Below are 13,585 nucleotides of genomic sequence, written 5' to 3'. Positions count from 1 at the left end.
GACCTGAATTAATTATTTATCTAATAAACGAAAAAACTAGAAATGATGATATTAAACACCATTTCTAGTTTTTTCATTTTAAATTATTTATAAGCCACTATCAATTATTAATTTATACTGCTCAGAATCAACTTCATGCTGTAAAATGAAAAATTCATTATTTGAATATGTTATATCTTCTTTTTCTGGATTTACATTGTATTTAGATTCTAGAATTTGTTTCTTAAATTGATTATTGTCTAGTGTGAAAATATAGAATTTATTATTTTCCAATGTTATAAATGAATTTTCATCATAATATTTTAGATAACCTATATTTACTTTATTTTTATTTGGAAAAGCATTGATATTTTTTTTATTTTTTAAATCATAAATCATTAATTTATTTAAATCTAAATCTTCGTCATCTAGATATTCTACATAGGCAATAAAATTCTGATTAACTAGAGTTAGCCATCCGGCTGCTGTTGTTGGAATAGGATATGATTTCAGTTTATTTTTCTTAATATCATATGTTTTAAGGACAGCTGTTTTTGATTCTTTTTCAACATATACCATGTTGTCATTTTTAATGAAATAGTCTGAATTTAACCACTCATAATTTTTGATATTTTGAACTTTTATTTCTTTTTGTTGTTCTAAATCATATAAAATCATTGAAGTTTTTTCAGTATCTTTAATATGTTCTGTCCACGTAACATATTTTCCTGAGATTTCAGGGAATTCTTTACTGATTTTATCATCTGTAGAGCCAAATGAAATTGTTTGTTGTGTTAATTCGTTAAAGGCATATAATGTATTGTTTTCTCCAAAGTCATCACCATCTACCCAAATAATCCATTCTTTATCAGCTTTTAGACCTTGTGTAGCTGCAACTGGATATTTCGAGTGAAAGATTGTTTTGTACTTTCCGTTTTCTCGGTTTATTTGAATAACTTGATTAGAAATAGAATCTGAATTTGGATCATCTACAGTAGCGTAAATAAATTCTTCTGTTGTAACATAGCTTGTTGGTTCTGTATAAGGTAATTTGATTGTTTTGTTTTTTTCTTCATCTTGTATAGTTAAATAATTTGTAGGGTTTTTTGTTATATGTTTTGTTTTATTTTTTTCTTCTTTTGAAAGTATTGTTAAAAAGATAACAATAATAATTAGTAATACAATAATACTTAGAAATAATATTTTTTTCTTCAATTAGTCCACTCCAATTACCAAATCATTACGGCATTATTGCCTTCAACATCGGCATTATACACAGACTTTGTAACACCATTTTTAGTTTTGCTACCTAAATCTGTCCAATAAGCTTTGCCTCCAGTAAATTCTGTATGATGATTAGGATCTATTAAACGTACTTTTTTATCTTTAGTCTTATATCCACTTACAGTAACATAATGTCTATAGTTTTTAGTATATTTTTTATTTAATTTGTAAGTTCTAGTCAATAATATCGGTGCAGTAGAGTTACTACTTAATGTAGATGTTATACGTGATGCAATTTTATCTTCAGGTTTTGAAAATTGTGATACATTTCCCATGATGTAAGGAGTATCTTTAAATTTTAAAGCAGTTTTATATTTATTTAGTCCTGATGTAAGATAAGTAGAAGATGTTCCGCCTTTATTTGGTAAGGTACCAATTGTATTACCGAAGTGTTCCTGAGTAGGCAACTTCTCTTTTGAATTTATTTTTGTTTTATGAAAACTTAAAGCGGATATTCCAGCAGCAACACCACAATTTTTGCAAAGGTAAATCGTGCCAACCAAAAACTTTCCATGCTCCGCATCATACACGCACATCTTAAAGTAGAGATCGCGAACGCGGTCGCAGCACTCACATTTACGATAAATCGTGTTTGCGCGTGATAAAATTTTAAAACGATTTTTTTCGCTGTGATAAGTTCCTCCTCCCTTCTACAAACAATAAAAAAAGCTAGGATTTATGTATGAAATATACATAGCTCCTAGCCTTTTTATATTTATGCTTCTTTTTTAGCAAACGTCCAATAAAAAAATGGAATACTACACAGCGTAATCACCGCAATAATATGAAATACCCCCACTTGGAATTGAATTAATAACCACCCTCCAAGAACAGGCCCCATAAAACTACCGAGATTTTTAAGCTGTGACGCACCGAGATACGTCGCTTTCCGGTCCTCTGGCGCAATCTCCTCAATGACTGCATTCATCATCGGGAATGCGAAAATTTCACCAATTGTAAAGAGAATCATCGCAATAATAAACATCGTCCAGCTCTCTGAAATATTAAATAATACAAAACCGATCGCAAAAAATACAATCCCTAAAATCAATGTTCGAATCGTTGAAATTCGTTCGCTAATCACACTAAGTGGTAACTGCAAAATAAGTACCGCAATCGCATTAACAGCAATTAGTACAGAATACAGTTTTACACCATCATCTAATGTCGCATTGACAAACTGTGGAAGTGTCGAATCGAATTGAGAATAGCCAACAGAAACTAGAATGTCTCCTGCAAGTAATAATAATAATTTTCGGTCGGTGAAAACCACTTGGAATACAGCTGTAATACTTTTTGTTGCTTTGATTACGGCTTGTGTCGCATATTTCTTCAAAATAAATACTAGTGCTAAACCATACAACGCGTACATAATCGCTGTAATAATGAATGGAATTTGTGGGTTGGATAGCGCTGCTAACCATACACCAACTGATGGCCCGATTACTGCTGCGATATTAATCGCTGTATAACGAACGGAGAATAAACGACGACGTTTTTCAGGCGTCGTATAATCCACCATCAATGCCTGTGTTGCAGGTTCAAAAAATGAACGACAAAGTCCGTTCAACGCACTCAAAAATCCAAAAACCACAATGGATGTTGAAAGTGCAAAGCCTAAAAAAATAAGTGTCCAGCAAAAAACAGATAATAAAATAATAAGTTTTCGACCAAATCGATCGGTTAAATAACCTCCAAAAAAACCTCCAACCGTTGCAAGTAATGGCGCAAGACCGATGATTATACCAATTGTCACAGGTTCTGCATGTAACTCACTATGTAAGTAAAGCGCAAGAAATGGAATTGTCATAAAACTTGCGATACGGGTGAAGATTGTTCCTAATAAGATATTCCAAACGACGGGGTGAAAATATTGTATGACTTTCAAAATATCCCCTCCTCTATTATTTCAATAGTATATAAAGGAATAAAATGAAAATCTATCATTATTTCGACTGACAAAATATTTTTACGTGAAAATAAAAAGTCCGAAGCAGAATATTACCTACTTATCGGACTTTTCATTTATTCATGATTTTGCATAATACGTGCTAAAATTTGTTTTTCTAGCTTTGTTAATTGTTCATCATCAAAACCACGTGGTCTTTTAGCATCGTTACGAATATCTAATGCAACAACACCATCTTCTATGAGAATAATGCGATCGCCTAATTTCACAGCTTCTTGTACATCATGTGTCACCAACATTGCTGTAAAGCCTTTTTCTAACCATAATTGTTCAATTAAATTTTGCATATCTAAACGTGTTAATGCATCTAGTGCACTTAACGGTTCATCAAACAATAATAAGTCTGGGTTATTTACTAAAGCTCGCGCTAATGCCACACGCTGTTGTTGACCACCTGAAAGATTAGAAGGCCATTGATCTTTGAAATCACTTAAACCTACTTGTTCTAATGTATGCGCTGCTTTTGTTTCCCAATCTCCTGCTAAGCCAATCCCTACATTTTGAATTACTTTTTTCCAAGGTAATAAACGCGAATCTTGATACATCATTCGAACATTCGTTTTTGCTTCTTTAGGAGATAGGCCATCAAATTGAATTGTGCCAGAACTAGGTTGATCCAATCCAGCTGTTAAACGTAATAATGTACTTTTACCACTACCACTTTTACCGACAATTACTAGAAATTCGCCTCTTTCAATTGTGAGAGAAATTTCTTTTAAGACGTTTTTTTCACCAAATTTTTTCACGACTTGTTGTAATGTGATTTCTACACCACTTTTTGATTTAACAGGTGTTATTGGACGAGCTGTGACGACCATGTACCTTCCTCCTTTTTAATAAGCCTTATGCCAACGCAAAGCTTTTTTTTCGCCAAATCTTGCTAATAAATCTGCTAATTTACCAAATAACGCATATAAAATAATCGTAATAATGATTATATCTGATTGCATAAATTGTTGAGCTGTTGTTGCTAGATAGCCAACTCCTCTTGTCGTTGCAATTGTTTCAGCTACAATCAATGTCATCCACATCACACCTAATGAATAACGTAGACCAACGAAAATAGATGGTAATGCACCTGGCAGTAATATCTCTTTAAATAATTTAAAGCCTTTTAGTCCATACATTCTTCCCATCTCAATATAACCAGGATCAATATTTCGGATACCATGTAATGTATTAATATAGATTGGGAACATCACACCAATAGCTACCAAGAAAATTTTTGCTCCTTCATCAATACCAAACCAAATAATAACAAGTGGTACAAGTGCTAGATTCGGTACATTTCGAATCATTTGCAAAGACGTATCTGTAAAAAGAAAGGAAAATTTTGAAAGTCCATTGGTAATACCTAAAATAAAGCCAATTCCCCCACCAATCAGTAAACCGATAAATGCTCTACCAAGACTTCCTTCTAAGTGATACAGTAAGTCTCCTGAAATAACTAATTGATAAAAGCTTTTCAGTACTGTTAAAGGAGCAGGAACCAGTTGTGTCGAGACAATTTGAAACTGTGTTACTAATTGCCATGCCCCAACAAATGCGATAGGGATTAGCCAAGGTATAAAACTCCACTTCTTTTCTTTCATTTGTCTCACTCCTTATTTGGTATCTTTGACACGTTCAGAAACATTAATTTTTTGTGGAATTAACCCTACTTTTGTGTAGTAGTCTGCTTGCGCCTGTTGTGTTTTAATAATTTTTTCATCTAAACGATCTAAACCATAAGTACGACGATCAATCGCACGCTCAATCACTTTTTCATTAATTCCTAAAGCTTTTGAAACTAACTTAACAACTTCAGGCTTATTTTTATTTGCCCACTCATCTGATTCAGCAATCGAATCTAAAATCACTTCAACTAATTCTGGATGTTGTTGATTAAATTTTTCGTTTGCATAATAGAATGTACGATTCGGATAGTCATAGTCTTTTCCTTCTGTTAAATTAACAGTCTCTAAATCTGTTTCAGCTCCTGCAAAGAAAGGATCATACGTGCCAAGCGCATCAATTGCTTTCGTTTCAAAAGCTGTTCTTAATTGAGAAGCATCTTGTAGATAAACCCATTCAATATCATCGACTTTTAACCCAGCATCTTCCACTGCTAACATTGCTAGATAGTGATGATTTCCACCTTTTAATACACCCACTTTTTTACCTTTTAATTCTTTAATATTCTTAATGCCTGAATCTTTTAAAACCAGTAATCCAATACCTTCTGGATTTGGTTTATCTGCTCCTACATATGCGAAAGGTTTGTTACCTGCTTGCGCTGTAATACCTGAACCATCAGCAGCATGACCAAAATCGATATTCCCTGTGAATAACCCTTCTAGTAAAGTTCCACCATGTGAAAATTCACGCCATTCTACTTTGTAACCTTTCTCTTTCAAGTTCTTTTCTAAATAGCCACTCTCTTTTAAAATGTTAATTGTATTACCCTTTTGATAACCTATTTTCACAACTTTATCGCTATCTGCTGCAGCATCCGTATCTTTAGATTTTGAACCACATGCTGTGAGAACAAGTAATACGAGTGTAATGACTGTTAATAAAGTTAATTTTGTTTTCTTCATAAAAATCCTCTTTTCTTATAAAATTACTTGGTTTTAATATCTACTTTTTTAATAAATAACGGCCATTATGTGCTTCAAATAATTTTTCTTCATTAAATCCTTTTAAGTTAATTTGAAAAGGTACTTCACCTTTTGTTAGCAATGTATTTTTAATGACACCTTCACCTACAGGTTCTGCGAAATACAATTCTCCTCCATTTAGAGGAATCGTTACAATCTTGGCTTGAAGTGTCTGGTCTACATATGTTTTACCAACTTGTTGTTTGAAATAACCACCCCAGCGTTTAGCTGTTTCTTCTGCATTTTCCACTACAAATACGACACCTTCTAATGCTGTATTCGGTAGTTGCTGACCAATTACTCCCTGCTGAATTTGTTCATTACGGCGTTCCTCATCTGATTGATTCCATTGAATAATAAAAGGAAGTGGTAACTTATTATTTTCTTCACCTATATAGAGTAATTGCCAGTGAATTTCGCTACCATCTGGTCTTTTTCGAAACATTGCATCTGGTCCTGTAACAGTTAGACCTGCTTCTTTAAAACGTGCAGCTGCTTTTTGAATATCATCCGTACGAATTGCGAATCTTACAAGACTTTCTTCAAAATCTTGCTCAATAATTGTTTCTATCATACTATGATGTGCTGGATTACTCTTACGTACAAGTTCTTCGTCATATGCACCAAGATATTCAATGTAACTTAAATCAAAATAGCTTAATGCATTATACGTTCCTCGCCCTTCATGTCTTCCTCCTTCAACTGCATGAATATTTTGTTTATTTAGTTCATGGATAAACGCTTCTGGTTGATTCAAAAAGTGTACAACATGGTCAAATTCAAATTTCGGCATGAACTTCTTCCTCCTTTAGTACATAATGTGCTGCAATTTTTAAAAATGTTTGTTGCATATTTAGTAATGCTTTTTCATCAAAGTCGAATTTAGGGTGATGATGCGAAAATTGTGTACTCTCCTGCTCATTGTGAGCACCTACTCTAAAGTATGTTCCTGGTCTTTCTAATAAATAATAAGAAAAATCTTCAGCTCCCATAACTGGTTGAAGCGCCTTTACTTGTAAATCTGAAGCAAGTTGTGTAACTAATTCAGATTCTACTGGATGATTATACAGTGCTGGATAACCATTTATGTATTTTAAATCGTATGTTGCATGCGCTCCTTCAGCTGCTTTTGACACAATTAACTCAATCTCTTCTTGGATTTTGGTGCGTACATCATTTGTCATTGTGCGTACTGTACCTTCGATTACAGCAGAATCTGCAATAATATTAAATGCACTCCCTGACTGAAAAATCCCCACAGTAACAACCGCTGGTGAGAAAGGATCAATTCTTCTCGATACAATTTGCTGCAAGTCACTAATTATTTTAGAACCGAGTACAATTGCATCTTTTGTTTCATGTGGTCTTGCACCGTGACCTCCTAGTCCCTGTAATGTAATCTTAAACCGATCAACTGCAGCCATTTGATAGCCTGCTCCAATTGAAATAGTTCCCGTAGGTTCAGAAGTATCAAGGTGTGCACCAAAAATGACATCTACATCTTCAAGTGCTCCTTCTTCAATCATAAATTTCGCACCGCCTGGTGGTAATTCTTCTGCCGGTTGAAAAATAAATACGATTGCGCCATGTAGCTGTTCTTTAAATTTAGAAAGTACTTTTGCAAATCCTAAGAGAGCAGCACTATGTCCATCATGTCCACAAGCGTGCGAAATACCGTCATTTTTTGATTTATATGCTACATCTTTTAAATCTTGAATCGGTAATGCATCAAAATCAGCTCGAAACGCAACGACTGGTCCAACTGACTTCCCTCTTAATGTAGCGACAATACCATGACCACCTATATTTTCTTTTATATCTAAAGGTAACTTTTTTAATTCATTTAGTATAAATTGTGATGTTTTTTTCTCTTGAAAAGATAATTCAGGATGCTGATGTAAATACCTTCTCCACTCAATTACTTCTGGTAACTGCTCTTCAAGCTGAAATTGCACTTTTCGAATCGATTCATTCATATGAAATCCCCTTTTCATTATTATACTTATCAATTTACTAGGTTTTAATATAATTCGTATCATAATATAAAGAATAAATAAAAACAACCTTTTTATCCAAATTTTATAAAATGATTTATTTTTCTTAATTTAAAATAAAAGGATACTTTTATAATACTAAAAAGAGAAACCATCTGTTTACAATGATTTCTCTGAATTTCTCTTAATGCTTTCCTAAATATCTATCAATTTGTCGAAAATATTTTTCGTCGTGCTCAATTAATTGTTGAAAGTATTGCGCCATCGTTTGTTCTTTTTGACCGATTTTCACAACTCTGCACCAGCTTTTATCAGAAATCTGCATAATCTGTGTAATTAACATTTTTCTTACTTGAATAAAATAACGTAATATTTCATATGTTGGAATTTGACAAATATCCTTCATATACTTTTCAATGTGTACATCAATATTATAAATAGGAGAGACTGGAATACCTTGAATTAAATGAGGTAATCGTTTTTTCAAAATAAACTGGTCCCAAGCAGTTAGATGACCTATTGTTTCAAATATACTCCACTTATCTACTTCCATCGGTATGCGTAGTAGATTATCTGATAAATCAATATAACGAATTACTCTTTGAATACTCCCACGCATCAAAGTAATAATTCGTTCTTTACTGTAAATCATGTTTCTGTTCCTTTCGAAAACTATTTTTCTAGGTGAAATGGCTTCTGTTGATAGATATAGTTTGGTGATTTTTTTGTATTATTATAAGGACGATGAAAGATGTGTGTAGTTGCAGGTGACAAAGGTGGAATTAGCCATGTCCAGTTCCCTGTCACATCACGCCCTTCTTTTTCTTCTTGTTGTTCAAATAATTGAAACTGCTGTGCTGCTGTGTGGTGATCAACAATGCTCACACCCGCTTGTTTATAAGATTCTAGCACTGCATAATTCAACTCAACTAGCGCGCGATCTTTCCATAGCGTATGCGCTCTTTTGGCTTCAATACCAATCGCTTCTGCTACTTGTGGTAAAAAGTTATAACGATCTTCATCTGCTAAATTACGCGCGCCAATCTCCGTACCCATATACCAACCATTAAATGGCGCCGCTTCATATGTAATACCACCAACTTCATACCCCATATTTGAAATAATCGGAACTGCATACCAGCGCATACCAATTTGTTCTACTTTAGGATACTGACTATGTGTGATTGGAACTTCTAAAATAGCATCTTTCGGAATCGAGAACATTTTAGGAGGTCTATCGTCCACTTGAATAACAAGTGGTAGAATATCATATGGCTGATCTCCCATAGGAAAGCCCAGTTCATGAAATTTTTTAGTTACATCAAGTGATACCGTATCACCAATCACCTGTCCGTCTTTTTCATAACCTGCATATCGAATTAATTGATCGTTCCAAATACGCACACGTCCAGGTGCAAAAATAGAAATCGTTGGACGAATTTTCCCACCATTTGTTGCATAGCGAATATGCTCGACTAGTGCTTCAAAAATCTCTTCTTCATCTTCTAAACGTCTATGATCGAACACATGTAGACTATTCCAAAATAAGCGACCAATACACTTATTGCTGTTGCGCCACGCAACTTTTGCGCCATAAACTAGTTCTTCTTCTGTATGAGTATATGTACCTGTGCTTATAATTTCTTCTTCTATCTCTTTTAAGCGTTGCTCAATTGGTTTCTTCATTTCTTTTCCGAATTGTTTTATAAAAGCACGTGCTTTTTCCAACATATAGAACACCTCATTTCATACTTTACCTATCATAAAATAATCTACTGTGAGATAAAAGACTAATTTAACTAATTCGAAAGATGTACTTTAAATACTTGTAAACATTTGTTCATATTTTCAATTACATCTTTTTTCTCATTTAATTGAGAATGATAAATAAATCATTTACAAAACTACTTATATTATAATTCGCAAAAACACATTTTTCTTTTAAATAAATGTTTATTTATGTTGTAAATAGGGAATACTACTCGAAGTGATGTTTTATTTATAGGAATTCCTTAAATAGAATGATTATTATTTACTTTTAATTATAATGTATGTTACAGTATATTTATAGCTTGTTATTGTCTACAGTTCGCTGTAGAAATCTTATAAATTTTCAGGAGGTATTATTTTATGACAGAAAACAAAAATACAGACCATCAACGCTTAACAACTGCGACAGGTACACCTGTTGTAAGTCACTCAAACAGTATGACTGCTGGTAAACGCGGTCCCATTCTTTTACAAGATGTATTTTTAATTGAAAAATTAGCAAACTTCAATCGTGAAGTAATTCCTGAGCGCCGAATGCATGCAAAAGGTTCTGGTGCATTCGGTACATTTACTGTAACAAATGATATTACAAAATATACAAAAGCAAAAATTTTCTCAGAAGTAGGTAAGCAAACAGAGATGTTCGCTCGCTTCTCAACAGTAGCTGGTGAACGTGGTGCAGCAGATGCTGAACGTGATATTCGCGGTTTCGCTTTGAAATTCTATACTGAAGAAGGGAATTGGGATATGGTCGGAAACAATACACCTGTATTCTTCTTCCGTGATCCACTTCACTTCCCAGATTTAAACCACGTTGTTAAACGTGATCCAAAAACGAATATGAAAAATGCGAATTCCAACTGGGATTTCTGGACAATGTTACCTGAAGCATTACACCAAGTAACAATTGTTATGTCTGACCGTGGTATTCCAAAAGGTTACCGTAACATGCATGGTTTCGGTTCTCATACGTATTCAATGATTAATGCAGATAATGAACGTGTGTATGTAAAATTCCATTTCCGCACACAACAAGGAATTGAAAACTACACAAATGCAGAGGCTGCTGAAGTAGTAGGACAAGACCGTGAATCATCTCAACGTGACTTATTTAACGCGATTGAAAAAGGTGATTTCCCGAAATGGAAAATGTACATCCAAGTGATGACTGAAGAACAAGCGCGTAATCATCCTGACAATCCATTCGACTTAACAAAAGTTTGGTATAAAGCAGACTATCCATTAATTGAGGTTGGAGAATTCGAATTAAATCGTAACCCTGAAAACTACTTTGCGGATGTAGAACAAGCAGCATTTGCACCATCAAATGTTGTACCAGGTATCTCATTCTCACCTGACCGTATGTTACAAGCTCGTTTATTCGGGTATCAAGATGCAGCACGTTATCGTTTAGGTGTAAACCATCACCAAATCCCTGTTAATACACCAAAATGCCCATTCATGGTGTATCACCGTGATGGTCAAGGTCGTGCAGATGGTAATCGTGGCTCTGCAATCACATACTTCCCTAACAGCTATGGTGCGTTACATCCACAACCAGAATATAAAGACCCTGCACTTGAATTAGATGGACCAGCAGATATTTATGACTTCCGTGAAGATGATGATAACTACTTCGAGCAACCAGGTAAGTTATTCCGTCTGATGAATGACGATCAAAAACAACAATTATTCAATAATACTGCTGAAGATATGGCTCCTGTTGAAGATTTCATCAAAGAACGCCATATTATCCACTGCTACAAAGCAGACCCTGCTTACGGTGAAGGTGTAGCCAAAGCATTGGGTATGGATATTTCAAAAATCGACTTGAATAAAGAGATTAAATACTTCTAATAAAGTTAAAAAGAGAGCTTGGATTAATGTTCAAGCTCTCTTTTTCTATTGGATTATTTATTTTAAATAATAAAATAATGGAAACAAATTTTTACGGGGTGAAATGAATTGAGCGAAACACCATATAATCATTTAGAAAACGCCACATTTGAGACACTCATGCAATTGCTTGAAATCGGTCATGAAATTGAATTTACTTATAAGAATAAAGAATAGTTCATTTCAAATTTCCAAGAGGGCCGATCATTAATCGTAGATTCAGAAGCAATATGCGATTATACACATGATAACCATCAATTTGTGCAAATAGCCAAAATTAATGGTATAACCATTGAGGAGTTATTTAGAAAACATAGCGATGAAATCGAGTTCCGTACAATTTATTAATAAATAAAAAGTGCTTTAGCATTTTCCTATGCTAAAGCACTTTTTGCTATTTCACCAAATCTTTAAATTCATTCCACTGATATAAACGTGGATAACGCGTCGCATCTTGATTATATGATTGATCTTTAATTAATAACATTGTATCAATGCCAACTAATGTATCGAGTACAGCTGGTTTATCATCAATATAGTAGTCGAGATGTAGATTACGAATTGTATCAATCTTTTCGTGGTCTTCCATACCACAGAAGAACCTGGTATCTACTACCGGAAATCCTTGCGCCTTCATCCATTCACGTGTTTTTTCACAATAGTGTTTTGGACGTGCTGTCACATAAAATACTTCATGCCCGGCAGCTACTAAACCATTCACTACTTCTTTTGCCATATCAAAAGAGGGACAGTTTGTGAAATAGATGTCTTCCATTGTATCTTGCCACATCTTCTTACCTTCTTCATTCGTTAAATCAAATAAAGAATGAATCGCTACGGTTTTCAATTGCTCAAACGCTTCAATCGAAGCTTTTCGCCCTAACTTTTCTTCATATAAATAAAAGGCATGTCGACGTAAATCAATTAATGTATCGTCAATATCAAAACCAAATCGCATCGAACTTCCCCCTTTATACATGTACTAAAAACTGCGCTGCAAATTGTTGTTCTTTCTCTCTTTGTAGCGCCTGTAATTTTGTTACTTCATCCTTGCGTTGACGCTCACATGTAAGTAACTCAAGTCGTTGAATTGTTTGTTCATCAATCAACTCAGCTAATGCCACAGCGTCCTTTAATGCTTCATTTAGACCATATGCGCCTGTTGGTGTCATCGTATGTGCAGCATCCCCCATTAGAGCGAGCCCTTCTACTCCCCAACACTCTGTTTGACTACTAAATACGTCAAGCACGACAAAATCCTGCCAAGACTGTATATGGAACTGTACTGCTTCACGTAAATCTGGAAAAGCCTCTACTAACTTCGTAATAAATGGTTCAAACGGTTGTTTTCTTAGTTCCCCGTAACTACCTTCTTCGATATGCCATCCGATTTGTACATAACCATTCGTTTGCGCAAATAGCGAAATTTGCATACCGTCAACAAGAGCCATTTTTATAACGGGTTCATAATTTGTTGGAGCCGGAATACGCGCCCACAATAAATCAAAACCATGTTTACGAATTGTCAGATGAAGCTGTGCTTTTTTTCGTACAGTTGAATAGCGTCCATCCGCTCCAATTACTAAATGACTCATGACCGTCAGTTCCATATCACCTTGTCTTGCTTTCACACCAATATAACGTCCTTCTTCATTTTGCAGTAATTCTGTTACGCGTGTATTGAGCTGATATTCAAATGTTGGATAAGCCTCTGCTTGCTCTAAAATCGCTTCAAGTAGATGTGCTTGTGGCATATGAATACCTAAATGCCCTACAGATGCATCAGGTAAAATCGTTTTAATTTTCTCACCTTTTTGCCAATACTCTACCGCTTCCATCTTTAATAAACCACGTTTTTCAACAGCTTCATAAAGTCCATATGACTTTAAAATTGCTTCACCATCTTCATTAATATGTTCACCACGAAAGGCACGCGCTAATTCATTTGTACGCTCTAATAAGAGTACATGAATCCCTTTTTTCGCAAGTAAGTAGGCGAGTAACATCCCACCAGGGCCACCGCCTACAATACTTATATCTACTTCTTTATACAT

The 13,585-nt window shown here is 34.4% G+C and carries 13 protein-coding genes; 1 reads left to right on the top strand and 12 read right to left on the bottom strand.

What is annotated here, in order from left to right; genetic code table 11:
- Window positions 1-87 precede the first annotated feature (87 nt).
- The 10 genes from ACKVQX_RS10375 to ACKVQX_RS10330 form a co-directional block, all read right to left on the bottom strand.
- Window positions 88-1,194, bottom strand: a complete 1,107-nt coding sequence (locus ACKVQX_RS10375; RefSeq protein ID WP_409136288.1) for a hypothetical protein — start codon at window positions 1,192-1,194, stop codon at window positions 88-90.
- Window positions 1,195-1,208: 14 nt separating this feature from the next.
- Window positions 1,209-1,766 (bottom strand): C39 family peptidase, encoded by a 558-nt coding sequence (locus ACKVQX_RS10370; protein WP_068456475.1) that lies wholly within the window; start codon window positions 1,764-1,766, stop codon window positions 1,209-1,211.
- A gap of 212 nt (window positions 1,767-1,978) precedes the next feature.
- Entirely contained in the window at window positions 1,979-3,151 is a 1,173-nt protein-coding gene (locus ACKVQX_RS10365; protein ID WP_409136287.1) for an MDR family MFS transporter, read from the bottom strand.
- 137 nt (window positions 3,152-3,288) lie between these two features.
- On the bottom strand, window positions 3,289-4,050 hold the full coding sequence (locus tag ACKVQX_RS10360) for an ATP-binding cassette domain-containing protein (RefSeq protein ID WP_087680956.1): 762 nt from the start codon (window positions 4,048-4,050) through the stop codon (window positions 3,289-3,291).
- Between the two features lie 15 nt (window positions 4,051-4,065).
- On the bottom strand, window positions 4,066-4,824 hold the full coding sequence (locus ACKVQX_RS10355; protein ID WP_068456494.1) for an ABC transporter permease subunit: 759 nt from the start codon (window positions 4,822-4,824) through the stop codon (window positions 4,066-4,068).
- Window positions 4,825-4,836: 12 nt separating this feature from the next.
- A complete protein-coding gene (locus ACKVQX_RS10350) occupies window positions 4,837-5,811 on the bottom strand; it encodes an aliphatic sulfonate ABC transporter substrate-binding protein (RefSeq protein WP_409136286.1) in 975 nt (324 codons plus the stop codon).
- Between the two features lie 40 nt (window positions 5,812-5,851).
- The gene (locus ACKVQX_RS10345; RefSeq protein WP_068456499.1) at window positions 5,852-6,664 is read right to left on the bottom strand and encodes a VOC family protein; all 813 of its coding nucleotides are present in this window, start codon (window positions 6,662-6,664) and stop codon (window positions 5,852-5,854) included.
- Window positions 6,651-7,847 carry a M20 family metallopeptidase gene (locus ACKVQX_RS10340; protein WP_409136285.1) on the bottom strand — a complete coding sequence of 399 codons (1,197 nt, stop codon included), beginning with the start codon at window positions 7,845-7,847 and terminating at the stop codon, window positions 6,651-6,653. Before ACKVQX_RS10340 ends, ACKVQX_RS10345 begins: the two co-directional genes overlap by 14 nt.
- Window positions 7,848-8,049: 202 nt before the next feature.
- Window positions 8,050-8,517 (bottom strand): DinB family protein, encoded by a 468-nt coding sequence (locus tag ACKVQX_RS10335; protein ID WP_325943494.1) that lies wholly within the window; start codon window positions 8,515-8,517, stop codon window positions 8,050-8,052.
- Between the two features lie 20 nt (window positions 8,518-8,537).
- Window positions 8,538-9,596, bottom strand: coding sequence for a nitric oxide synthase oxygenase (locus ACKVQX_RS10330; RefSeq protein WP_068456508.1), 1,059 nt, complete (start codon window positions 9,594-9,596; stop codon window positions 8,538-8,540).
- Between the two features lie 399 nt (window positions 9,597-9,995).
- Here ACKVQX_RS10330 and ACKVQX_RS10325 point away from each other — a divergent pair, with 399 nt between their 5' ends.
- Window positions 9,996-11,492, top strand: a complete 1,497-nt coding sequence (locus ACKVQX_RS10325) for a catalase (protein ID WP_068456511.1) — start codon at window positions 9,996-9,998, stop codon at window positions 11,490-11,492.
- A 433-nt stretch (window positions 11,493-11,925) separates the two neighbouring features.
- Here the strand turns inward: ACKVQX_RS10325 and ACKVQX_RS10320 are convergent, their stop codons facing one another.
- Together ACKVQX_RS10320 and ACKVQX_RS10315 are read right to left on the bottom strand one after the other, a co-directional pair.
- Entirely contained in the window at window positions 11,926-12,489 is a 564-nt protein-coding gene (locus ACKVQX_RS10320; protein WP_409136284.1) for a 5' nucleotidase, NT5C type, read from the bottom strand.
- 13 nt (window positions 12,490-12,502) lie between these two features.
- On the bottom strand, window positions 12,503-13,585 hold the full coding sequence (locus tag ACKVQX_RS10315) for an FAD-dependent monooxygenase (protein ID WP_409136283.1): 1,083 nt from the start codon (window positions 13,583-13,585) through the stop codon (window positions 12,503-12,505).

Origin of the sequence: Kurthia sp. ISK08 (assembly GCF_046159805.1) — a bacterium.
Taxonomy (GTDB): domain Bacteria; phylum Bacillota; class Bacilli; order Bacillales_A; family Planococcaceae; genus Kurthia; species Kurthia gibsonii.
Note: the sequence above shows the minus strand (reverse complement) of the source record. Positions and strands in the feature narration are given on the sequence as shown.

What these genes read in the sequence shown, in the direction of transcription:
- ACKVQX_RS10360 (WP_087680956.1), bottom strand. Translation starts at nt 4,050, where the DNA reads ATGGTCGTCACAGCTCGTCCAATAACACCTGTTAAATCAAAAAGTGGT.
- ACKVQX_RS10355 (WP_068456494.1), bottom strand. Translation starts at nt 4,824, where the DNA reads ATGAAAGAAAAGAAGTGGAGTTTTATACCTTGGCTAATCCCTATCGCA.
- ACKVQX_RS10350 (WP_409136286.1), bottom strand. Translation starts at nt 5,811, where the DNA reads ATGAAGAAAACAAAATTAACTTTATTAACAGTCATTACACTCGTATTA.
- ACKVQX_RS10345 (WP_068456499.1), bottom strand. Translation starts at nt 6,664, where the DNA reads ATGCCGAAATTTGAATTTGACCATGTTGTACACTTTTTGAATCAACCA.
- ACKVQX_RS10340 (WP_409136285.1), bottom strand. Translation starts at nt 7,847, where the DNA reads ATGAATGAATCGATTCGAAAAGTGCAATTTCAGCTTGAAGAGCAGTTA.
- ACKVQX_RS10335 (WP_325943494.1), bottom strand. Translation starts at nt 8,517, where the DNA reads ATGATTTACAGTAAAGAACGAATTATTACTTTGATGCGTGGGAGTATT.
- ACKVQX_RS10330 (WP_068456508.1), bottom strand. Translation starts at nt 9,596, where the DNA reads ATGTTGGAAAAAGCACGTGCTTTTATAAAACAATTCGGAAAAGAAATG.
- ACKVQX_RS10325 (WP_068456511.1), top strand. Translation starts at nt 9,996, where the DNA reads ATGACAGAAAACAAAAATACAGACCATCAACGCTTAACAACTGCGACA.
- ACKVQX_RS10320 (WP_409136284.1), bottom strand. Translation starts at nt 12,489, where the DNA reads ATGCGATTTGGTTTTGATATTGACGATACATTAATTGATTTACGTCGA.
- ACKVQX_RS10315 (WP_409136283.1), bottom strand. Translation starts at nt 13,585, where the DNA reads ATGTATAAAGAAGTAGATATAAGTATTGTAGGCGGTGGCCCTGGTGGG.